General features: G+C 69.9%; 20 protein-coding genes. 4 read left to right on the top strand and 16 right to left on the bottom strand.

Features of this window, described 5'->3' with window-relative positions; all coding sequences use genetic code 11:
* Positions 1-268: 268 nt before the first annotated feature.
* Both ACIBG8_RS36690 and ACIBG8_RS36685 read right to left on the bottom strand, forming a co-directional pair.
* Entirely contained in the window at positions 269-1,207 is a 939-nt protein-coding gene (locus tag ACIBG8_RS36690) for a hypothetical protein (RefSeq protein ID WP_397347736.1), read from the bottom strand.
* Between the two features lie 24 nt (positions 1,208-1,231).
* A complete protein-coding gene (locus ACIBG8_RS36685) occupies positions 1,232-2,089 on the bottom strand; it encodes a LuxR C-terminal-related transcriptional regulator (protein ID WP_397347735.1) in 858 nt (285 codons plus the stop codon).
* A gap of 116 nt (positions 2,090-2,205) precedes the next feature.
* Here ACIBG8_RS36685 and ACIBG8_RS36680 point away from each other — a divergent pair, with 116 nt between their 5' ends.
* Positions 2,206-2,751, top strand: coding sequence for a hypothetical protein (locus ACIBG8_RS36680; RefSeq protein WP_397347734.1), 546 nt, complete (start codon positions 2,206-2,208; stop codon positions 2,749-2,751).
* 24 nt (positions 2,752-2,775) lie between these two features.
* On the opposite strand, the gene eis is transcribed toward ACIBG8_RS36680, so the two are convergent.
* The 8 genes from eis to ACIBG8_RS36640 all read right to left on the bottom strand — a co-directional run bounded on the left by eis (position 2,776) and on the right by ACIBG8_RS36640 (position 11,136).
* Positions 2,776-3,918: an enhanced intracellular survival protein Eis gene (eis, locus tag ACIBG8_RS36675; RefSeq protein ID WP_397347733.1), complete on the bottom strand. Its 1,143-nt coding sequence runs from the start codon at positions 3,916-3,918 to the stop codon at positions 2,776-2,778.
* A 23-nt stretch (positions 3,919-3,941) separates the two neighbouring features.
* Entirely contained in the window at positions 3,942-4,727 is a 786-nt protein-coding gene (locus tag ACIBG8_RS36670) for a YebC/PmpR family DNA-binding transcriptional regulator (RefSeq protein WP_397347732.1), read from the bottom strand.
* A 3-nt stretch (positions 4,728-4,730) separates the two neighbouring features.
* The gene (pdxT, locus tag ACIBG8_RS36665; RefSeq protein ID WP_397347731.1) at positions 4,731-5,309 is read right to left on the bottom strand and encodes a pyridoxal 5'-phosphate synthase glutaminase subunit PdxT; all 579 of its coding nucleotides are present in this window, start codon (positions 5,307-5,309) and stop codon (positions 4,731-4,733) included.
* A gap of 63 nt (positions 5,310-5,372) precedes the next feature.
* Positions 5,373-6,083 carry an endonuclease/exonuclease/phosphatase family protein gene (locus tag ACIBG8_RS36660; protein WP_397347730.1) on the bottom strand — a complete coding sequence of 237 codons (711 nt, stop codon included), beginning with the start codon at positions 6,081-6,083 and terminating at the stop codon, positions 5,373-5,375.
* Between the two features lie 36 nt (positions 6,084-6,119).
* Positions 6,120-7,274, bottom strand: a complete 1,155-nt coding sequence (locus tag ACIBG8_RS36655) for an MFS transporter (protein ID WP_397347729.1) — start codon at positions 7,272-7,274, stop codon at positions 6,120-6,122.
* Positions 7,275-7,288: 14 nt separating this feature from the next.
* Positions 7,289-7,708: a MarR family winged helix-turn-helix transcriptional regulator gene (locus ACIBG8_RS36650; RefSeq protein WP_397347728.1), complete on the bottom strand. Its 420-nt coding sequence runs from the start codon at positions 7,706-7,708 to the stop codon at positions 7,289-7,291.
* An 809-nt stretch (positions 7,709-8,517) separates the two neighbouring features.
* The gene (locus ACIBG8_RS36645; protein ID WP_397347727.1) at positions 8,518-10,158 is read right to left on the bottom strand and encodes an alkaline phosphatase D family protein; all 1,641 of its coding nucleotides are present in this window, start codon (positions 10,156-10,158) and stop codon (positions 8,518-8,520) included.
* A 111-nt stretch (positions 10,159-10,269) separates the two neighbouring features.
* The gene (locus ACIBG8_RS36640; protein WP_397347726.1) at positions 10,270-11,136 is read right to left on the bottom strand and encodes a LysR substrate-binding domain-containing protein; all 867 of its coding nucleotides are present in this window, start codon (positions 11,134-11,136) and stop codon (positions 10,270-10,272) included.
* 50 nt (positions 11,137-11,186) lie between these two features.
* On the opposite strand from ACIBG8_RS36640, the gene ACIBG8_RS36635 reads away from it, so the two are divergent.
* Complete coding sequence (locus ACIBG8_RS36635) at positions 11,187-11,573, top strand: RidA family protein (protein ID WP_397347725.1); 387 nt, start codon at positions 11,187-11,189, stop codon at positions 11,571-11,573.
* A 73-nt stretch (positions 11,574-11,646) separates the two neighbouring features.
* On the opposite strand, the gene pdxS is transcribed toward ACIBG8_RS36635, so the two are convergent.
* The 6 genes from pdxS to pgsA all read right to left on the bottom strand — a co-directional run bounded on the left by pdxS (position 11,647) and on the right by pgsA (position 16,883).
* The gene (gene pdxS, locus ACIBG8_RS36630; RefSeq protein ID WP_397347724.1) at positions 11,647-12,543 is read right to left on the bottom strand and encodes a pyridoxal 5'-phosphate synthase lyase subunit PdxS; all 897 of its coding nucleotides are present in this window, start codon (positions 12,541-12,543) and stop codon (positions 11,647-11,649) included.
* Positions 12,544-12,645: 102 nt separating this feature from the next.
* On the bottom strand, positions 12,646-13,647 hold the full coding sequence (locus ACIBG8_RS36625; protein ID WP_397347723.1) for a DUF3048 domain-containing protein: 1,002 nt from the start codon (positions 13,645-13,647) through the stop codon (positions 12,646-12,648).
* A 62-nt stretch (positions 13,648-13,709) separates the two neighbouring features.
* On the bottom strand, positions 13,710-14,252 hold the full coding sequence (locus tag ACIBG8_RS36620) for a hypothetical protein (protein WP_397347722.1): 543 nt from the start codon (positions 14,250-14,252) through the stop codon (positions 13,710-13,712).
* Positions 14,249-15,373, bottom strand: a complete 1,125-nt coding sequence (locus ACIBG8_RS36615; RefSeq protein ID WP_397347721.1) for a glycosyltransferase family 4 protein — start codon at positions 15,371-15,373, stop codon at positions 14,249-14,251. The genes ACIBG8_RS36620 and ACIBG8_RS36615 overlap by 4 nt, the downstream gene beginning before the upstream one ends.
* The gene (locus ACIBG8_RS36610; protein WP_397347720.1) at positions 15,370-16,275 is read right to left on the bottom strand and encodes a phosphatidylinositol mannoside acyltransferase; all 906 of its coding nucleotides are present in this window, start codon (positions 16,273-16,275) and stop codon (positions 15,370-15,372) included. Before ACIBG8_RS36610 ends, ACIBG8_RS36615 begins: the two co-directional genes overlap by 4 nt.
* Positions 16,275-16,883: a phosphatidylinositol phosphate synthase gene (pgsA, locus tag ACIBG8_RS36605; protein ID WP_397347719.1), complete on the bottom strand. Its 609-nt coding sequence runs from the start codon at positions 16,881-16,883 to the stop codon at positions 16,275-16,277. The genes ACIBG8_RS36610 and pgsA overlap by 1 nt, the downstream gene beginning before the upstream one ends.
* A 184-nt stretch (positions 16,884-17,067) precedes the next feature.
* On the opposite strand from pgsA, the gene ACIBG8_RS36600 reads away from it, so the two are divergent.
* Both ACIBG8_RS36600 and ACIBG8_RS36595 read left to right on the top strand, forming a co-directional pair.
* Positions 17,068-19,206, top strand: a complete 2,139-nt coding sequence (locus ACIBG8_RS36600) for an elongation factor G-like protein EF-G2 (RefSeq protein ID WP_397347718.1) — start codon at positions 17,068-17,070, stop codon at positions 19,204-19,206.
* Positions 19,207-19,335: 129 nt separating this feature from the next.
* The gene (locus ACIBG8_RS36595; RefSeq protein ID WP_397347717.1) at positions 19,336-20,886 is read left to right on the top strand and encodes a glycoside hydrolase family 10 protein; all 1,551 of its coding nucleotides are present in this window, start codon (positions 19,336-19,338) and stop codon (positions 20,884-20,886) included.
* The last annotated feature ends 59 nt before the right edge of the window (positions 20,887-20,945 follow it).

Here is a 20,945-nt window from a genome sequence, read left to right as displayed (position 1 = left end):
CGCCCCGACGCACCGGGAACACGCGGCCCCGACGCCCGATCGCCCACGTGGCCAGGGGCCACACCCAGCCCGAGGAGGGTGGGCAGGTCTCCAAGGTCCCGCCCCAGAACGAGAGGGCGGGGTCATCGGCGGAGTGCTGGGCCAGGGCCCAGGGGCCAGGGCTGAGGGGCCAGGGCTGAGGGACGGGAGGCTGCGGGTGGGGCGCAGAGGGGCGGGGGCTCTGGGGGGGAGGGGGCGGGATGGGCTGGGGGTGCGTGGGAGGGGTGGGTTAGATGTCTGGGCGGGTCCAGCTGGTGCAGAAGATGCCGTCCCGGCCAGGAGTCCATTCGGCTTCCGGGGGTTGGGCGCATGCGCGGAACCAGCGTTTGTTGTCCTCCCCGTCCCAAGCCATCACCCCCGGCGTCTGCGCCCCCCGCGACACCAGTTGCGGCCCGCACCGCCGTACCTGGGAAGGATCCCCAGGCCTCTGGTGGTAGCTCCACTCCAGCCACACCTTGTCCAACTGGCTCGTAGGCCGGTCCAGGTGCGACCACACGATCCACTGCCCCCTGCTCACCTGCGTGCGCAGCTCCACCTGACGCACCGGATAGGGGTTCCCCGGCGGCCCGGGCTCGAAGAGGAGCACCGTATAAGCCGCCCCAGGATCAGCCACCACCCCCTCGGCACACGGCGCGAAGGCAGTCAAAGCCGGTGGCTCCCCCGCCGCGTTGGCCACCGTGATGCCGAGCGTGAGGCCGATGGCAGCGGCGACCGCCACGACCGCGACGGCCAGCCGTACCCGCCGACGAGGTTCGGTGACCAGGGCCTTGAGCAACGCCCTGGCAGACGCGTCGGAAAGGGCGGGCCCCGAGGGGGCATGCGCAGAGGGACGTCGCAGAGGGACGGGTTCGTTCTGGTCGGAGAGGATGCGCCGCCAATGCTGCTCCCACCGCGCCGTCTCCGCCTCGACCTCGGACGCGGATGCCCCGCCCAGCGCCAGGCACCCCGCCACCACCACGGTGACGAAGTCCAGCTTGGGCAGCGCGTCCGCGTATGTGCGGTTGCGCAGGTCGTAAAGGGTCGACTTGGCGATGCGCAGATCGGTGTACTGCCGCGCCGACGCCGACAGCACCGGGTGCGACGGCGACCCACTCCGGGTGTAAAGGTCAATCAGCGCTTCACGGAAGCTCCGTGCCGAAGTAGCCGACTCCAGCGCATCCTCGCTCATGTCCCGCATTATCCCGAGAAAAGATCAGATCCAGCCGCGCTTCGCCGCCGCTGCCCCGGCTGCGAAGCGCGACTCGACGCCCAGCACGTCCAGGACCGCGCGCACGTGGCGGTGCACGGTGCGCACGCTGGTCCCGATCTCCCTGCTGATCGCGGTGTCCGACCGTCCAGCAGCCAAGAGCCGCAGCACCCGAAGCTGCCCCGGGGTCAGCGAGGTGCGCTGCGGCGTGACCGCGACCGTGGCGGCGTCCGCCCACATCAGGTCGAACCAGGCCGCCAGCGCCCCCAGCAGGCCCGGGTCGGTGACGAGCAGCCGCCCCGCGACCGCCGCCCGGTCGTCGACGTGCACCAGGTCGAGCGGCACCCCGTGCCGGATCCTGGCCTCCTCCCCCGCCCGCAGGCCGGTCGACCAGACGGCGTACGACGCGTCGTACACCGTCCGCACCCGAGCCTCCGACGAGGGCGCGGACGCTGGCAGCCCCGACGTCACCACCGCCACCCGCACCTCCCGCCTTGCCGACAGCCGCAGCTCGATCGCGCGCTTGGCCGCCTCCTCGGCCCCCAGCAGCACGTCGCCACCGGAGGCGGCGGGCGCGACCAGGACGGAGAACTGCCGCCAGCTGTCGGCCAGCGCGCTGTGCCGGTCGGCCAGCTCGCGGTGCTGCCGCTCCAGCAGCAGCCGCAGCGCGATGGGCGGCGAGACCGGCAGCAGCCGCGCCTCGTTCCCGTTGAGGTAGGCGGCGCCCGCCTCGATGAGCTCCTCCGCCCCGGGCGACGGCTCGCCGCCCACCGGGACGACGCCCTCGCGCAGCAGCCGGTGGTAGAGCCGCTCGGCGTCGGCGCTCAGCAGTCCGCCCAGATCGGGCACAACCGTGGTGTTCATGGGCACCAGATGTCCCACATCGGCGGCGGTTCGTGCAGACTGATCAAGTTCGGCGTTCCGGACCCTGACCTGCGTCCGGACCGCCGGACGCAGGTCCAGACCCCCGAGGAAGTGCCATGTCCCCCGTTCGCCTCGCGCTCGCTGCGGCGCTCGCCGCGCTGCTCGGCTTCCTGGGCGGCCTGTGGGTGGCCTGGCCGCCGGGACGGGCCGCGTCGGCACCGCCCGATCTGGCGTTCGGCCCGTGCGCGGAGGCGATCCCCGTCGATCAGAAGGCGCCGCGCAAGGTGCTCGTCGGCGAGGTGGGGCCGGACGGCTACGCCAACCCGGATCGCCGGGTGGAACTGCTGGCGCAGCGGCAAGGGCGCGGGCTCGTCGTGTGGGCCAGGTTCACCACGTCCACGTCGATCTCCGACCGCATCTGGTTCGACTGGACGTATCACGACACCGACGAGGGCGACTACTCCAAGTACCGCCAGTGCGGCGCGCAGCCCGTCACCAGGAGCCCGGACACGCCCGCCGCGCTCGCCACGGACGCGGCCGGGCTGAACCGCATGTTCCGTGCCTGCGGGCAGGTCCCCGCCGCCGACCGGGTGCCGGGCGAGTCCGGCACCATCTGCACCCAGTGGGTCATACCGGCAACCCTGCCCGACCAGCAGCCCTGAGATAAGGCGCAGTTTCCGCCACTGTCAGAAATAGTCCAGCATGTACGGCTTCGCGGCGAAGGCCGCGTCGAGCGCCTCGTCGGCGGGTCCCGACAGCATCCCCGCCACCCGCAGTGTCGCCGTCGGCACCCCCGCGTAGAGAGCGGACAGCCCGTTGAGAGTCAGCCGCGTCCCCTGCTCAGAAGACGGCGTCGCCGTACCCACTCCGTCGGAGACCGTCAGGTGCCACGCGCCCGTGTTGGCCTGCCGTACCGGATCGACGACCTCCACCACGGTGTCCAGCGTGACCCCGGCGGGGAAGCCCCTGCGGGCGATCGCGGACGGCACGTCCACGATCCTGAACATCCACCGCACCGGCGTCACCGCGTCCCTGGTGCGCTCGCGCAGCATCCAGAGCACCGGGTCGTCCGGCGCCAGGCAGGCCACGACGTTCTTGGCGATCGAGGAGGAGCTGCCGACCAGCGACCACAGCGCCGCCGCCGTGTCGGGCGAGCCGGCGACGAGGTTGTCGACCTCCAGGTCGGACCCGTCCCAGCGGTAGACGACGAAGCCGTCGTCGGCGAGGTAGAGGAAGTCGTCCTCCTCCTGCAGCCACAGCCGCCAGGTGTGCTCGTCCCAGGAGATCGGGCCAGAGGCGTGCGAGGCGGCGTGCAGGCGGCCGAGCAGCGCGATCAGCTCAGGCGCGTCGTCGGGGCCCATCCTGCGCAGCTTGACCTGGTTGGACGCGCGTATCGCGCGCAGCGCGTCGGCCGGGATGGTGACGCGGAGCTGGGCTCCTGCGTGCTCGTAGCCGAGGCCGCGGTAGATCGGCGTGGTCGCCGGATAGAGGGCCGAGACGGCGTCGCCCAGCTCGGCGGCGCGCTCGATGACGGCGCGCATGATCTGCCCGCCGATCCCCCTGCCGCGATCCTCGGGGTTGACGGTGACCCCGGCGACGCCCGCCATGGGCTGCGGACGTCCGTGCCACCACTGGGTGAAACCGCGCAGCCGCGCGGCGGCGGCGATCCTGGCGCCGTCGAAGGCGCCGAGGTAGCGCCCGGCCTCCAGCTGGGGCAGCACCGTCTTGCGCCACTGCTCCCGGTCGGCGGCCGACAGCACGCCGAAGGAGCGTTTACGGATGTCGAGGACGCCGTCGAGGTCGTCGGGCGTCAGGTCGCGAATCTCCACGACCTGACACCCTACGGCTTCTCCTATGCGTCCAGCTTCTCCATTATTTCGTCGGAGACGTCGAAGTTGGCCCAGACGTTCTGCACGTCGTCGCTGTCCTCGAGCGCGTCGATGAGGCGGAACACCTTCTTGGCGCCGTCCTCGTCGAGCGGGACGTTCATGGTGGCCAGGAAGCTGGACTCGGCCGAGTCGTAGTCGACGCCCGCCTCCTGCAGCGCCTTGCGCACCGTGACCAGGTCGGCGGCCTCGGAGACGACCTCGAAGGACTCGCCCAGGTCGTTGACCTCCTCGGCGCCCGCCTCCAGGACGGCGTCGAGGATCTGGTCCTCGGTGTATTCGACCGTGGTGCCCTTCTTGGCGTCCGTCACGACCGACTTGGGCACCAGGATGACACCCTTGCGGCTGAACATGTACGACACCGAGCCCGGGTCGGCCAGCGAGCCGCCGTTGCGGGTCAGCGCGACGCGCACCTCGGAGGCCGCGCGGTTGCGGTTGTCGGTGAGGCACTCGATGAGCACCGCGACGCCGTTGGGGGCATAGCCCTCGTACATGATGGTCTGCCAGTCGGCGCCGCCGGTCTCCAGGCCGCCGCCGCGCTTGCGCGCCCGCTCGATGTTGTCGATCGGGACCGAGCTCTTCTTCGCCTTGGTGATGGCGTCGTAGAGGGTCGGGTTGCCTTCTGGGTCGGGGCCGCCGGTCCGTGCCGCTACTTCGATGTTCTTGATGAGCTTCGCGAACATCTTTCCGCGCTTGGCGTCAACGACGGCCTTCTTGTGCTTTGTCGTTGCCCATTTGGAGTGGCCGGACATTACCTAGAGCTCCCTCACCATGTTGACGAAGTATTCATGCACGCGTACGTCCCCGGTCAGCTCGGGGTGGAACGATGTCGCGAGCACTGGCCCCTGTCGGACCGCGACGATCCTATCCCCCGGCTCGGCCGTTGCCAGAACCTCGACGCTCGCGCCCACCGATTCCACCCAGGGCGCACGGATGAAGACCGCGTGGATCGACGCGCCGGCGAACGAGAGGTCGGACTCGAAGGAGTCGACCTGGCGGCCGAAGGCGTTGCGCCTGACGACCATGTCGATGCCGCCGATGGTCTGCTGGCCCTCGATGCCGTCCTCGATCCGGTCGGCCAGCATGATCATCCCGGCGCAGGAGCCGTAGGCGGGCATGCCGTCCTTGATCCGCAGACGCAGCGGTTCGAGCATCTCGAAGGTGTCGGCCAGCTTCCACATCGTGGTGGACTCCCCGCCGGGGATGACCAGGCCGTCGACCGTCTCCAGCTCGGCCGGGCGGCGCACGGACACGGCCGTGGCGCCTGACTCCTCCAGCGCGCGGGCGTGCTCGCGCACGTCTCCCTGGAGTGCGAGTACACCGATCCTGGGCACAGTCGTCCTTCCGTCGTGGTCCGGGTTTCCCTGAATTCAACACCACGGACGCGCGGCGTCTTCCTACAGGGCCACCTTCACGAACAGCGGCCGGTGGTCGGATCCGCCGAACGGCCCCAGACGGCACATCCTGATGGTGCCCTTCGGCGCGAACAGGTAGTCGAGCTTCTTGCCGTTTTCGTGGGTCGCACGCAGGCGCGGGTCGCACTCGTCGAAGCCCCGGTAGGCGGGCGCGACGGCCGGGTTGCCCGGCTGGGTGTTGAGATCGCCCCCGAAAACGGCCCTTTCACCTGCCGCAGCGAGGAGCTGCCTGATCTGCTTGGTCCTGTACGGCGAGCCGGGCTGCCGGTCGTCGTCCGCGCGTCCCGACGACAGGTGCGTGCCGCACACCTTGACCCCGGTGAGCCGCGCGCACAGCACCGCGCGCCCGACGTACCAGGGCGGCGAGGTCAGCTCGTGCGTACGGAAGGCCGCCTCACCGGCCACCGCGACGGTGACGCTCTGCGCGCCGCGCGGGCGGCCGTTGCGGTCGGGGTGGCAGGCGTACGGCGAGCCGTCCTGGCCCGTCAGCCCCCACGAACGCACGGTCCACTGGCGTCCGGTCGCGAGCTCGAGACCCTGCTCCAGGTCCCAGGTGGCGCTGGTGCAGAACTCCTGGAGGAAGATCACGTCCGCGCCTCCGGCCTGGCCGCTGACCGCCCAGGCCAGTTCCTGCGCCGTGGTGCGGTAGAGGGCGCAGTCGGCGTTGGTGCCGGCGCAGACGTTCCATGTCATGACGGAGAGCAGCAGCGCGTTTCCCCACATAGGCGGCTATCCAACCACGGCGAGCGCTCCCAGGTGCTGGCGCCTGCCGTACAGGATGGCCATGCCCACGAGGCAGCAGGTGGCCCCCAGCACGTACGGCACGGCCACGCCGACCTCCTCGCCCAGCTTCGTCGCGACGAACGGGGCGAGCGCGCCGCCCATCCAGCGCACGAAGTTGTAACCCGCCGACGCGACGGGCCTGGGCGCGTCGGAGACCTCCATGGCCGACTCGGTGAACACGGTGTTGCACAGCCCGATGGGTACGCCGGAGGCGATCGTGAACACGATGATCCCCGCGTGGCCGGACAGCGCGATGCCGACCTGACACACCGCGAGTACGGCCAGCGCCAGGTGCAGCACGTTGACCGAGCCGAGCCTGCGCTGCAGCGGCGGCGCGCCGAACACCGAGGCGAGCGCCACGCAGACGCCCCAGCCGAAGAACACGGCGCCGATGCCGTAGGCGTCCATGCCCAGGATGAACGGGGTGAAGGCGAGCACGGTGAAGAAGGCGAAGTTGTAGAACAGCGCGGTGAACGCCGTGGTCGACAGCCCGCCGTGGGCCAGCGCCCTGAGCGGCGCGCTCAGCCTGGTCTTCACCTCGGGGACGGGCGTGGACCTGAGCATGGTGGCGATGAGGACGAACCCGACGGCCATCAGGGTCGCGGTGCCGAAGAAGGGGGCGCGCCAGTTCCAGTCGCCGAGCAGCGCGCCGACCAGCGGTCCGGCGGAGATGCCCAGCCCGAGCGCGGCCTCGTACAGGATGATCGCCGACTCGGCGCCGCCGGTGGCCGCGCCGACGATCACCGCGAGGGCGGTTGCCACGAACAGCGCGTTGCCCAGGCCCCAACCGGCGCGGAAGCCGACGAGCTCGGCGACGCTGCCGGACGTCCCGGCCAGCGCGGCGAACACGATCACCAGCGTGAGGCCCAGCAACAGGGTGCGCTTGCCGCCTATGCGGCTGGAGACCCATCCGGTGACCAGCATGGCGACTGCTGTGACCAGGAAGTAGCTGGTGAACAGGAGTGACACCTGGCTCGGGGTCGCCTGCAGTCCTTGGGCGATGGAGGGGAGGATCGGGTCGACCAGGCCGATGCCCATGAAGGCGATGACCGCGGCGAACGCGGTGGCCCAGACCGACATCGGCTGGCGTAGGAGGGACATTTCTTTCTTTCCTTTCAGGCGCGCCCGAGCTTCTCCAGGACGGGGAGGGCCTTTTCGAGGGCTGACTGCTCGTCGGGGGTGAGGGCGGCGAGCTCGCGGGCGAGGTGGGCGATCCTGGCCTGCCGTACGGCACGCAGCCTGCGGCGGCCTTCCTCGGTGAGCTCGACGGTCCTTACTCGGGCGTCGGCGGGGTCTGCGGCTCTGGTGACGAGACCGGGGTCTTCGAGCCTGTTGATCTGCACGGTCATGGTGGGGAGCTGGACACCGTGCTCTTCGGCCAGCTCGGTCATGCGGCGGGGGGCGGCTTCGAGGGAGCCTAGGACTGCGTATTGCTGGCTGGTGATGGGTTGACCGGCGACGGTTCTGCGGAGGAGGAGAACCAGGTGGCGGAGGGCGGTGGACAGCTCGGTCGCCAGGGCTTCGGGGTCGGTCATACTTAGCTAGGCTAACTTAGCCTGGCTAACTATTCAACCAAAGCAGCCCCACCCCTCCCCCCGCCTTCCACCTGCCCCCATCTCCCCACACTCTCCACCGCTCCGCCCGCCCGCCCACCGCCGCCCACCCTCCCGCCCCCGGTCCTGCTGTGGCGAGCGACCTCTGGCAGTGACCGTCTGTGCACGCGACTCCTTTCATGACAACCTGGGTTGCGGCGGACCGCCAGGAGACGCCGTCCGAACGTAGGCAGCTCAAGACCGCTCAGGTCACATGGGAGCGACTGGCCAAAGGGGCGCTTACGCTCTCTGACAGCGCTCGTTTGACGTGCCCCTGGACCAACTGCGCGTGGCCAGTACACGCAAAACAGCGTGGGTGGCGTCACGCGCTCGGTGATCCTCCTTGGCGCCAGCCACCGGCTATGCCGAACTCTTCGGATGCCCTAAAACGCTGCGTCTCATGGGCAAGCAGCCCACAGCGTCAAATGCGATGTGGAGAACTCGCGGAGGCACCTCGTCCCGTCGTGGATCTTCCGGCGCTGCGGCCCTCCGCTCACCTCAGGGTTCCTGCCCCACTCCTAGCTCGCCCAATGACATCGGGGTGTCTTCGCCGCAGGCGGAGACGCCCCGCGCACAACCCAACGAACGGACGGACAGTGCCAGAGGTCGCCCGCCCCTGCAGGACCAGGGGCGGGCGGGTGGGCGGGCGGTGGGTGGGCAGGCGGGGGTGGGGGGTTGGGGGTGGTGGTGGGAGGTGGAAAGACGGGGGAGGTGGTGGGAGGGGGAAAGACGGGGGAGGCGGTGGGGATGGGTTAGGGGCGGTCGGTTTCGAGGCGGACGGTTTCTTCGATAGTGGTCTCCGGCAGCGACCGGGCCAGGGTCGGGTCCACTGGGCGCAAGTACGTCTGCTGCACCCCAGGCACCCGGTCCTCGATCACAAACGTGGCCTTCGTGTGGACCTCCGAGCCAGGCACCTGCACCCGGGGAACCACCTTGAAGTCCGCCGTCATCCTGTCGCGTTCGATGCGCGTCAGCACATAACCCCGCTGGTTGTTGTAGAACTTCAGGTGCGGGTTGATCTTCAGGAACGGCTGCGTCTGCGGGTCCGAGTCGCGCCCGTCACCACCCGTGGAGATCGAGCTCGCCACCAGCTCCGACCCCACAGTCGCAGTGGTCGGGTCGTCGTAGTTCAGCTTCAGGTCGCTCGCCCAATGCGCGTGCACGTCCCCCGTCAACACCACCGGGTTGCGGATCCCCGCATCCACCCACCCCTGGGTGATCCGCTGCCGCGAAGCCACGTACCCGTCCCAGGCGTCCATGCTCGTCACCTTCAACGGCCCGGCGTTGTTGTCGCGCTGCGCGAAGAACACCTGCTGCCCGATCACATCCCACTGCGCCCGCGAGCGATGGAACCCGTCGATCAGCCACCGCTCCTGCTCGTCCCCGGTGATCGACCGCGTCGGGTCGACGGCGGCCGGACAGTCCTTGTACCCGTCCCCGCACCCCTGGTCGCTGCGGTACTGCCGGGTGTCGAGCATGTGGAAGGTCGCCATCTGCCCCCACCGCACCCGCCGGTAGAGCTGCATGTCGATCCCGCGCGGGATCGACGTACGGCGCAGCGGCATGTTCTCGTAGTACGCGCGGAAGGCGGCCTCGCGCCGCTGCAGGAAGGTGGGCTGGTCCTCGGCGTGCTCGGGGATCTCGTCGGCCCAGTTGTTGTCGACCTCGTGGTCGTCGAACACCACCAGCCACGGCGAGGCCGCGTGCGCCGCCTGCAGGTCGGGGTCGGCCTTGTACTGGGCGTGGCGCTGCCGGTAGTTGGCCAGCGTGACGGTCTCGGGCCCCTCGTGGTCGCGGACGTTGCCGCCCGGAATGACGTAGGTGTCCTTGGTGTACTCGTACTGGTAGTCCCCCAGGTGCAGGATCACGTCCGGCCGCTCCTCGGCGAGGTGCCGGTAGGAGGTGAAGTAGCCGTGCTCGTACTGCGCGCACGATACGAAGGCCATCGTCAGAGCTCCGCCGTACGACAGGGGGTGCGGTGCGGTCCTGGCGCGTCCGACGGGTGAGACGTGGGCGCCGACCCGGAAGCGGTACCAGTACTCGCGGTCGGAGCTGAGGTTGTCGACCTCCACGTGCACGCTGTGCCCCCACTCGGGGGCGGCGAAGGTCACCCCGGCGCGCACGACCCGCCGGCAGCTCTCGTCGGCGTAGATCTGCCAGAGCACGGGGAAGGGCCGGTTGGGCATGCCGCCCATCCCGTCCTCGGCCAGGGGGTTGACGGCCAGCCGGGTCCACAGGACGAAGCCGCCGTGGTCGGGGTCGCCGCTGGCCACCCCGAGGGTGAACGGGTCCGCGCGCAGTTCTGGCGAGGCGGAGGCGGTGCCGGGGAGGGCCGCCACCGCGCCTGCGGCCAGTCCGGTGACGAGGAAGTGGCGTCGGTTGAGCTTGGGCATGGGGGGCTCCCTGGACGATCAAGGGCGGGGGACGCCCGTAGCCTCCCTCAACGCCATGAACCCCGAGTAAACGCAACACAACACCCATACGACGACATTCTTCGCCGAGTCTCAGCTCATGAAATTTTCCACCAGCGCCCGGTGGTCGTCGGCCCGGCGCACCAGCGCCACGGACGTCCGTACCGCCGAGTCGATCTCCCGGTAGACGACGCCAGGAATCCCGACACTCGCCACGCCCTCGGGTGCCAGCGAGACGCCCAGCCCGGCCCCGACGAGGGCGCACACGGTCTGCCACTCCACCGCCCGCTGCCCGATCACCGGCTCGAACCCCGCCGCCCGGCACACGCCGACGATGCGGTCGTGCACGGTCGGCGCGCTCTCCCTGGGCAGCAGGACGAACCGCTCCCCCGCCAGCGCCTCCACGGGTACGGCGGGCAGGACGGCCAGCGGATGCCCGGCGGGCAGCACGGCGACGAACCCCTCGAAGACGACAGGCCCCACCATCAGCGCAGGGTCGTCGGGCGGCTCGCGCATCAGGCCGACGTCGATGTCACCGGCCAGCAGCGCCGCCACCTGCGGCGCCGTGGTCATCTCCCGCAGGTCCAGCTCGACGAGGGGGTGGCGCCCCCGGTGGGCGCGCAGCAGCCGGGGCAGTACGGTCACCGCGAGCGAGGCGGCGAACCCCACCCTGAGCCTGCCCGCCTCCCCCCGACCGGCCCGCCGCGCCGCCTCCAGCCCGAAGGCGAGCCCGTCGATCGCGCTCCGCGCCGCCGGGAGGAGCTCGCGTCCGGCGGGCGTGAGCCGTACGCCGGAGGGGTCGCGTTCGAACAGCGGATGGCCGACCCGTTCCTCCAGCCGCCTGATCTGCTGGCTGAACGGCGGCTGCGCGACGCCCAGGCGGTCGGCGGCCCGCCCGAAGTGCAGCTCCTCTGCGAGCACGACGAAGGCGCGAAGGGACGGAAAGGTAAGCCGGTCCATATCTCAGGAGATATCACACGATACGTTGCCATATGTCGTACGGTGCCGGGATGAGTGAGCGACGAGCGATCCTGAGCGGGTCCACCTTCGAGGAGCAGATCGGCTACGCGCGGGCGGTCGTGGACGGCGACCGGATCCACGTGTCCGGCACCACGGGCTTCGACTACGCGGCGATGACGATCTCCGAGGACGTGGTGGAGCAGGCCGAGCAGTGCCTGCGCAACATCGGCGCGGCGCTGGAGGAGGCGGGGTCGGGGTTCGGCGACGTGGTCAGGGTGCGGTACCTGCTGACGGACCGCGACGATTTCGAGCCGTGCTGGCCAGTGCTGCGCGCGTGTTTCGGCGACGTGCGCCCGGCGGCGACCATGATGGTGTGCGGCCTGGCAGACCCACGCATGAAGATCGAGATAGAGGTAGACGCGAGACGCCGACAGTAACGCCATGAAGCGAAAACGGCCACCCGCGTCGGCGGGTGGCCGTTCCCTGGCGAAGCCGTACAGAAAGAAAGAGCTACCAGCCGCGCTCGGCGAGGCGGTGGGGCTGGGGGATCTCGTCGACGTTGATGCCGACCATCGCCTCGCCCAGCCCGCGCGAGACCTTCGCGATGACGTCCGGATCGTCGAAGAACGTCGTCGCCTTGACGATCGCCGCCGCGCGCTTGGCCGGGTCGCCCGACTTGAAGATGCCTGAGCCCACGAACACGCCCTCGGCCCCGAGCTGCATCATCATCGCCGCGTCCGCCGGGGTCGCGATGCCGCCCGCGGTGAACAGCACGACCGGCAGCTTGCCGGTCTTGGCGACCTCGGCCACCAGCTCGTACGGCGCCTGCAGCTCCTTGGCCGCGACGTACAGCTCGTCCTCGGGCAGCGAGGCCAGCCGCTTGAGCTCGCCGCGGATCGTGCGCATGTGGGTGACGGCGTTGGACACGTCGCCGGTGCCCGCCTCGCCCTTGGAGCGGATCATGGCCGCGCCCTCGGTGATGCGGCGCAGCGCCTCGCCCAGGTTGGTCGCGCCACAGACGAAGGGCACGGTGAACTGCCACTTGTCGATGTGGTTGGCGTAGTCGGCCGGGGTGAGCACCTCGGACTCGTCGACGTAGTCGACGCCGAGCGACATCAGGACCTGGGCCTCGACGAAGTGGCCGATGCGGGCCTTGGCCATGACCGGGATGGAGACGGCCGAGATGATGCCCTCGATCATGTCGGGGTCGCTCATCCTGGAGACGCCGCCCTGGGCGCGGATGTCGGCGGGCACGCGCTCCAGCGCCATCACGGCGACCGCTCCGGCGTCCTCGGCGATCTTCGCCTGCTCGGGGGTGACGACGTCCATGATGACGCCGCCCTTGAGCATCTCGGCCATGCCGCGCTTGACGCGGGCGGTTCCGGTGACGGGCGTGGTTTCGGACACGGTCTTCCTCACAACAGGCGGTAGTAAGTTCTCAACACCATCGTAGGTCCTGAGACGTCTGGCCCCGAACACGCCATCCTGTCGGGGTATGGCGTACGAACACTACGGAATGACAGGCTTCTTGGCCGCGAGGGCGATCCAGACCTGGCCCGGGGTGAAGTTCATCGGCTCGCCGGACTCGGTGGTGTAGGTGGTGCCCTCCTCCTCCGAGGCGCGCGACCACTTGGCCTTGTAGGCCTTGCCGTCCCGCAGCACGATCGCCGAGCCCTTGCCGACGGTGTGCACGAGCGGGGTATAGCTGCCCATGAAGTCGTGGAACTGCGAGCGCTCGGTCTTGGCGTACTGCACGACGATCGTCGGCGCGCTCAGCTGCCCGCCTTCGGCGGCCATGTCCTTCTTGCCGTCCTGCCAGATGAGCCACTGCTTCTTCTCGTCCGACCACTGGAACGTGAAGCGGGCGCCCGGCCACTTGACCGTCCACGACTTCTTGTCCACGCCGCCCTCGGCGGGCGCTTCGCCGAAGGTGAAGCCGATGTCCTTGGCCTTGCTGGCCTTGGGGTTCTTGGCCAGCAGCTGCTTGGTGTTGGCGAACAGGTTGTACGGCGCGTGCCGTCCGGGCTGGCGGAAGTAGGCGCCGGGGTTGCGGCTGTCGGAGGAGTCGAAGAGCGAGGCCTGCGCGATGAGCGGCAACATCTTGGTCTGCGCGCCGGAGTAGGCGAAGGCTGGTTTGCCGAACTGCGGCACGATGTGCAGGTCGGAGATGCGGGCGCTGCGCACGGGGCCGACCTGCTTGGGGATCTTCGAGGAGAAGATGGCCATGAGGCGGGTCAGCCCGGCCTCGACCTGCTCGATGTAGACGATGTCGGCGCTCTTCAGCCCCAGCTGGGGCTTGCCCGCGGCGGTGTTCTCGATCTTCACGGCGAGCACGGGCCTGCGCTCGTCGTCGGGCAGCCCGGTGAAGGGGTGACCGGGTCCAGCGGTCTCGGTGGGGGTCGGCGCGGCCGTCGCGGCCTGCGGCACTTTGGCGGGTGGCTTGTCCGACGAGCACGCGGCCACCGGTGCGAGGACGGCCAGCGTGACCACGATCATCTGGGGAACCCGCACGTAGACACTCCTCCGCTTTACCGAGAAAACGGGAGAAGCTTACCGGCCTGCCCCAAATCGGGTCATTCAGATGCCATAGTCTCCGGCGGATTGTCATCGATCTCGAAGAATTCCGGATAGTCCGTATGTCCGGCCAGGCGCAGCGTCCTGGCGAGCCAGCGCTTCTGCGCGGTGCGGGTCACGCCGACCGCGTTGTTGTAGAAGCGGCGCGAGTAGACGACCTTGGTGACGGCCGCGTCGAGCTGCTCGAGGAGCTCGGGGCCGCCGGGGCGCTCGGTGATCTTCTCGCGGAACCGCTCCTGGTCGACGGCCGCGCGCAGCGCGTTGGACAGGTCGCTCTCGGCGTGCTCGCGCTCGTCCGGCCCCGCCGTACGGGCCTCGTGCGCGGCTGAGGCCAGGAACAGCGAGGTGGCCGGGTCGAGCAGGCGGGAACCGGCCAGTTCGAGCACCACGGCCCTGCGCTGCAGCAGCGACGCGTCGAGGGACTCGCGGGCCAGCTCCAGCCTGATGTGCAGCCGGTCGAGCCGCCCGGCGCGCCAGGAGACGTAGACGGCGGCCAGCACCACGGCGATGCCGACCAGCAGAACAATGATCGTCGGTGTCATGCGTCCTCCTCCACCCGCGCGCCGGTGGCGACGGTCTCGTAGACGCGCACGACGTCGCGGGCGACCGTCGACCAGTCGTACTTGCGCACCGCGACCAGCGCCTCCTCGGCCAGCTTGGCCCTGCGCTCGGGCGAGTCGAGCAGCGCGGCGCACTCGGCGGCCAGCGAGGCCGGGTCGCCGTTGGTGAACAGCGCCCCCGCCTGGCCGTCGCCCAGCACCCTGCGGAAGGCGGCGATGTCGCTGGCCAGCACGGTCGCGCCGGACGCCATCGCCTCGGCCAGCACGATGCCGAAGCTCTCGCCTCGGGTGTTGGGCGCGCAGAACACGTCGACGGAGTGATAGGCGCGGATCTTGTCCTGCTCGCTGACCATCCCGAGTACGGTGACCCGGTCGTGGAAGCGCTTGGGCACCTTGGCGTACACGTCGTCGGCGTCGCCGGGCCCGGCGATGAGCAGCTTGACGTCCGGCCGGTCGGCGGCGAGCTTCTCGAACGCCTCCAGCAGGATCGGCAGCCCCTTGCGCTCCTCGTCCATGCGCCCGAGGAAGCCGATCGTGGACCCGTCGGGCCCCCAGCCGTCCAGCGGCTCGGCCTCGGTGTAGCGGGCCACGGTCACCCCGTTGGGGATCACCACGGTGTCGCCGCCGAACTGCTCCACCAGGCTCTTGCGCGCCGCGTCGGACACGGTGATGCGCCCGCTGATCTTCTCCAGGGCGCTGCGCAGCAGCGGCTCGGCGATCGCGATGGCCCGCGAGCGCACCCACGAGGCGTGGAAGGTCGCCACGATCGGCCCCTTGGCCGCCCAGCAGGCCAGCACGCCCAGCGAGGGCACCAGCGGCTCGTGGATGTGCAGCACGTCGAAGCCGCCCTCGCGCACCCACCTGCGCACCCGGGCCGCCGAGATGAAGCCGAACGACATCCTGGCCACCGACCCGTTGTACGGCACGGGCACGGCCCGGCCCGCCCCCGCCACGTAGGGCGGCAGGTCGGCGTCGTCGCCGGCCGGGGCGATGACGCTCACGTCGTGGCCCTGCGCGATGAGCGCCTGGGCCAGGTCGTCGATGTGCTGCTTGACCCCGCCTGGAACCTCCCAGGAGTAGGGGCAGACGATGCCGACCTTCACGGGCGCGGCTCCAGGTCCTCCAGCCACAGGCGCTGCAGCATGTGCCAGTCCTGGGGGTGTTCGGTGATGCCCTTCTCGAACGCCCTGATCAGGCTCTGCGCGACCTGCTGCGTACGCTCGGAGAGGGAGCCCTCGGCCGGGACCGGGATCTCCTCGTCGATGCGCAGCCCCCAGTCGTCGCCCTCGAACCACATGATCGCGGGCAGCAGCGCCGCGCCGGTCTTGACCGCCAGCAGCGGCGGCCCCGCGGGGACCTTGGTGGTCGCGCCGAAGAACTCCACCTCGATGCCGCTCTTGGTCAGGTCGCGCTCCGCGGGCAGGCAGACGACCCCGCCCTTGCGCACCCGCTGGGCCAGCGTGCCGAAGTTGTGCCCGTCGCCGCCGGTCAGCGGCAGGACCTCCATACCGAGCCCCTCGCGGAAGGCGACGTAGCGGCGGAACAGCGACTCGGGCTTGAGCCGCTCGGCCACCGTGGTGAAGCGGTGGCCGCTGCCGACCAGCCAGGCGCCCGACTGGTCCCAGTTGCCCATGTGCGGCAGGGCGAGCACCACGCCCCGGCCACTGGCCAGGGTGTCGAAGATGTGCTCCGCGCCGGTCACGTGGGTGCGGCGCACGACGTCCTCGCTGCGCATCTTGGGCAGCCGGAAGATCTCGTGGAAGTAGCGGAAGTAGGAGCGCATGCCCTGGCGGCTGAGCTCGCGCATCTCCGCGCTGTCGCGGTCGAAGCCGGTCACTCTGGACAGGTTGGACTCCAGCCGCCGCACCGAGCCGCCGCGCTTGCGCCACACCCGGTCGGCGACCTTCTCGAAGGCGGCGGCCGTCATCTTCTCCGGCAGCAGAGGCACGAGCTTCCACCCTGCCGCGAACCCGGCCGCGATCACGCGGTCCTGAAATGTCGTCATCACTCCCCCGGCTGCTGGGTCTGGCGGTAGACGTGCACGACGCGCTGCACCACGGTGATCGCGCTGGCGACCGCGAGGATCCACATCCCCGCGGCCAGGATGTACGGCACGCCGAGCCCGTCGAAGCCCGCGGCGACGAGCACGACGACGAGGCGCTCGGGGCGCTCGGCGAGTCCGACGTCGCAGGTGAGGCCGAGCCCCTCGGCGCGGGCCTTGGCGTACGACACCACAGCCCCCGTCACCAGGCAGAAGAGGGTGACCCCGACCATCAGATGGTCCTGCTGGACGGCGAAGTAGAGGATCAGCCCGGCGAAGATGGCCGCGTCGGCCACCCGGTCGAGCGTGGAGTCGAGGAAGGCCCCCCAGGTGCTGCCACCGCCGCCGCCGAGCCGCGCCACCACGCCGTCGAGCAGGTCGAACAGCACGAACACGGTGATGGCCACCGAGCCCCACCACAGGTGGTCGGTGGGGAACAGCAGCAGGGCGGACACGACGGTGCCGAGGGTGCCCACGGCCGTGACGGCGTTCGGGCCGATCCCGCGGCGGACGAGGGCCCTGCCCAGCGGGGTGAGTATCCGGGTCATGGCCGGGCGCAGGAGTTTCAGCATCGCGGAATCGATCGTAGGCCATTTTCTTTGGCCGCCACCTCTTGTGATATTCGCCACACGGGTAAATGGTGAACACACCGCGTCCTTGCGGTGACACACCTCGCCCGGGGCGCGGCGTTGGAACACCCAACCGACGACGCGGACAGGTGGCTGAGCCCGCCTGTCCTCGGGAAACGGAGGCGTTGTGGCGGAAAAGCACCCCGGCGGAACCATGGGAGCCGCGGGCAGGGCACCATCGGTCGACAGGGCGGACGCGATACGCAATGTCGTCCTGGTCGGCCACTCAGGAGCGGGCAAGACCACGCTCGTCGAACAACTGCTGGCCGCTACAGGGACCATCCAGCGCACGGGCCGCGTCGAGGACGGCAACACCGTCAGCGACTTCGACGAGGTGGAGGTGCGCCAGCAGCGGTCGGTGAACCTCTCCGTCGCCCCGGTGATCCACAAGGGCATCAAGATCAACCTCCTCGACACCCCCGGCTACGCCGACTTCGTGGGCGACCTGCGCGCAGGACTGCGCGCGGCGGACGCCGCCCTGTTCGTCGTCTCGGCCGCCGACGGCGTCGACGGGCTCACCCAGATGTTGTGGGAGGAGTGCGCCCAGGTCGGCATGCCCAGGGCCGTCGTCATCACCAAGATCGACCATCAGCGTGCCGACTTCGAGGAGGTGCTGGCCACCTGCCAGGACGTCTTCGGCGACGGCGTGGCCCCCCTCTACCTTCCCGTCATCACCAACGGCCACGTCAACGGGCTCATCGGGCTGCTGTCGCAGAAGTTCTACAACTACGCGACCGGCACCCGCATGGAGAAGGAGCCGGGCGCCGAGTACGCCACGCAGATCGAGGAGCACCGCGGGGTGCTGATCGAGGGCATCATCCAGGAGAGCGAGGACGAGTCGCTCATGGACCGGTACCTGGAGGGCGAGGAGATCGACGCCAAGGCCCTGGTGGAGGACCTGGAGAAGGCGGTCGCCCGCGGCAACTTCTACCCCGTGCTCTGCTCCGGCCTGGGCATCGGCGCGCAGGAACTGCTGGAAGTGATCACGCAGGCCTTCCCCTCGCCGCTGGAGCACCCGCTGCCCGACATCACCACGCTGGACGGCAAGTCGGTGCAGCTCAAGGCGTGCGACCCGGACGGCCCGCTGGTGGCCGAGGTCGTCAAGACCACGAGCGACCCGTACGTCGGCCGCATCAGCCTGGTGAGGGTCTTCTCCGGCGCCCTGCGCCCGGACATGACGGTGCACGTCTCGGGCCACGGCATGACCGACAGGGGCCACGAGGACCACGACATCGACGAGCGCGTCGGCACGCTCACCAGCCCGCTCGGCAAGCTGCAGCGCGGCATCGCCAAGGGCATAGCGGGCGACATCGTCGCCGTGGCCAAGCTGCAGCGCGCCGAGACCGGCGACACGCTGTCGGAGGTCGAGCGGCCGCTGCTGATGACCGCGTGGAGCATGCCTGACCCGCTGCTGCCTGTGGCCATCAGGGCCAAGTCGAAGGCCGACGAGGACAAGCTGTCGCAGGCGCTGCAGCGCCTGGTCGCCGAGGACCCGACGCTGAAGCTGACCAACGACGCGGAGACGCACCAGCTGGTCCTGTGGTGCATGGGCGAGGCGCATACCGACGTGCTCCTGGACAAGCTGTCCAAGCGGCACGGCGTCGAGGTGGAGCGGGTCGAGCTGCGGGTTCCGCTGCGCGAGACGTTCGGCGGCACGTGCAAGGCGATGGGACGCAACGTCAAGCAGACCGGCGGCCACGGCCAGTACGCCATCTGCCACCTCGAGGTCGAGCCCCTGCCGTCCGGCGGGGGTTTCGAGTTCGTGGACAAGATCGTGGGCGGCGTGGTGCCCAGGCAGTTCATCCCGTCTGTGGAGAAGGGCGTGCGGACCCAGATGGAGCGGGGAACCGTCTTCGGCTACCCGATGGTCGACGTGCGGGTCACCCTCTACGACGGCAAGGCGCACTCGGTGGACTCCTCCGACATGGCCTTCCAGATCGCCGGGGCGCTGGCGCTGAAGGAGGCCGCCGCCAAGATCCCGACATTGCTCCTGGAGCCGGTGGACGAGCTGTCGGTGCTGGTGGCCGACGACTACGTGGGCTCGGTGATGTCCGACCTGTCGTCCAGGCGCGGGCGGGTCCTCGGCACGGAACCGGTCGGCACGGGACGCACGCTGGTCAAGGCGGAGGTTCCCGAGCTGGAGATCACCAGGTACGCGATCGACCTGCGGTCGATGTCGCACGGGACGGGCACCTTCCAGCGCTCCTTCCTGCGCTACGAACCCCTGCCGCCGCACCTGGCGGAGAAGGTCGCCGCGGCCGAATGAGATGTGGTGTGGCGGGGCGCACTGGGAGGGGCGCCCCGCAACACCCGCCTCATTTGTCACACGAACATCACGAATCGATTTCTTTTTTTCGGCCAAAGCACCTCAGGGGCGATGCCACACTGAGGAACCATGCGAACCGGACGTCCCCTGCTTGCAGCCACCGCCATCGCCCTCGTCACCGCGGGAGCGGCTTACGTCCTCGGTCCAGGCGCCGAGGCCAAGCCCACTCCCCCGGCGTCTTTGTCGAAGAAAAAGGCGACTTGTACGGCTGACGCCAGGTTCCCCAAGCGGCAGCTCCGCGGGGTCTGGATCGCCACGGTCAAGAACATCGACTGGCCCTCCGACACCGGCCTGACGGTCGCCAAGCAGCAGGCCGAGTACGTCAGGATCCTCGACAACGCGGTCAAGCGGCGGCTCAACGCGGTCTTCGTCCAGGTGCGCCCCGCCTCCGACGCGCTCTACAAGTCGGCGCTGGAGCCGTGGTCGCAATACCTGACCGGTACGGCCGGCAAGGACCCGGGCTGGGACCCGCTTCCCTTCCTGGTCGACGAGGCCCACAAGCGGGGCCTGGAGTTCCACGCCTGGTTCAACCCCTACCGCGCCGCCTACGACACCAACCTGTCCAAGCTGCCCGCCAACCACCCGGCGCGGGTGCACCCGGACTGGACGGTCAAGTACGGCGACCGGCTCTACTACAACCCGGGCCTGCCCGAGGTGCGCGACCACGTGACGGCCGTGATCACCGACGTGGTCAAGCGTTACGACATCGACGGGGTGCACTTCGACGACTACTTCTACCCGTATCCGGGCGGCGGCGGGAAGTTCAACGACACCGACGCCTTCAGCAAGTACCGCAACGGGATGAAGCTGGCCGACTGGCGGCGCGACAACGTCAACAAGCTGGTCGCCCAGGTCGACAAGGCGGTTCACGACACCAGGCCCGAGGTGAAGTTCGGCATCAGCCCGTTCGGCATCTGGCGTAACAAGGCCCAGGATCCGTCCGGCTCGGCGACCAACGGCATGTCCGCCTATGACTCGATTTATGCGGACGCGCGGGCGTGGATCCAGGCGGGCACGGTCGACTACGTGATGCCGCAGCTGTACTGGCCGCGCGGGCTCAAGGTCGCCGACTACAAGGCGCTCGTGCCCTGGTGGGCGGACGAGGTCAAGGGCACCGGCGTCGACCTGTACATCGGCCAGGCCCTCTACCGGGTCGGCACCACCGACGACAAGGCGTGGACCAAGGTGGGCGAGCTGCCCGCGCACCTCACCCTGAACCGGTCCTACAAGCAGGTCGACGGCGACGTGTACTTCAGCGCCACCCAGGTCCGCACCAACCCCCTCGGCGTGATGGACAAGCTCGTCAAGGACCACTACAGCCGCCCGGCGCTGCTGCCGATCATCAAGGAGCGCGGCGGCAGCGCGCCCGCCAAGCCCGCCGGTCTCACGGCGGCCGGATCCGTGCTGCGCTGGACCGCCGCTCCCGGCGCCCGCTCCTACGCCGTCTACCAGCTGCCCGCCTCCGGCGCCGCCTGCGCCACGGTCGACGCGCGCAACCTCGTCGCCGTCGTCACCAGCCCCACGTTCGCCACGCGGGCGCCGGGCACGTACCTGGTCACCTCGCTCGACCGGCTCCAGCACGAGAGCGGCCCGGTGAAGGTCGTGGTGAATCCCGTCTGATTCCGGGTAGGGACCGGCGCTGGAGTCGCCGCCTGTTTACCGTGAGTAATCGGATCCGC

Source organism: Nonomuraea sp. NPDC050556, assembly GCF_044457355.1.
GTDB lineage: Bacteria > Actinomycetota > Actinomycetes > Streptosporangiales > Streptosporangiaceae > Nonomuraea.
This window is presented reverse-complemented; position numbering and strand designations above follow the sequence as displayed.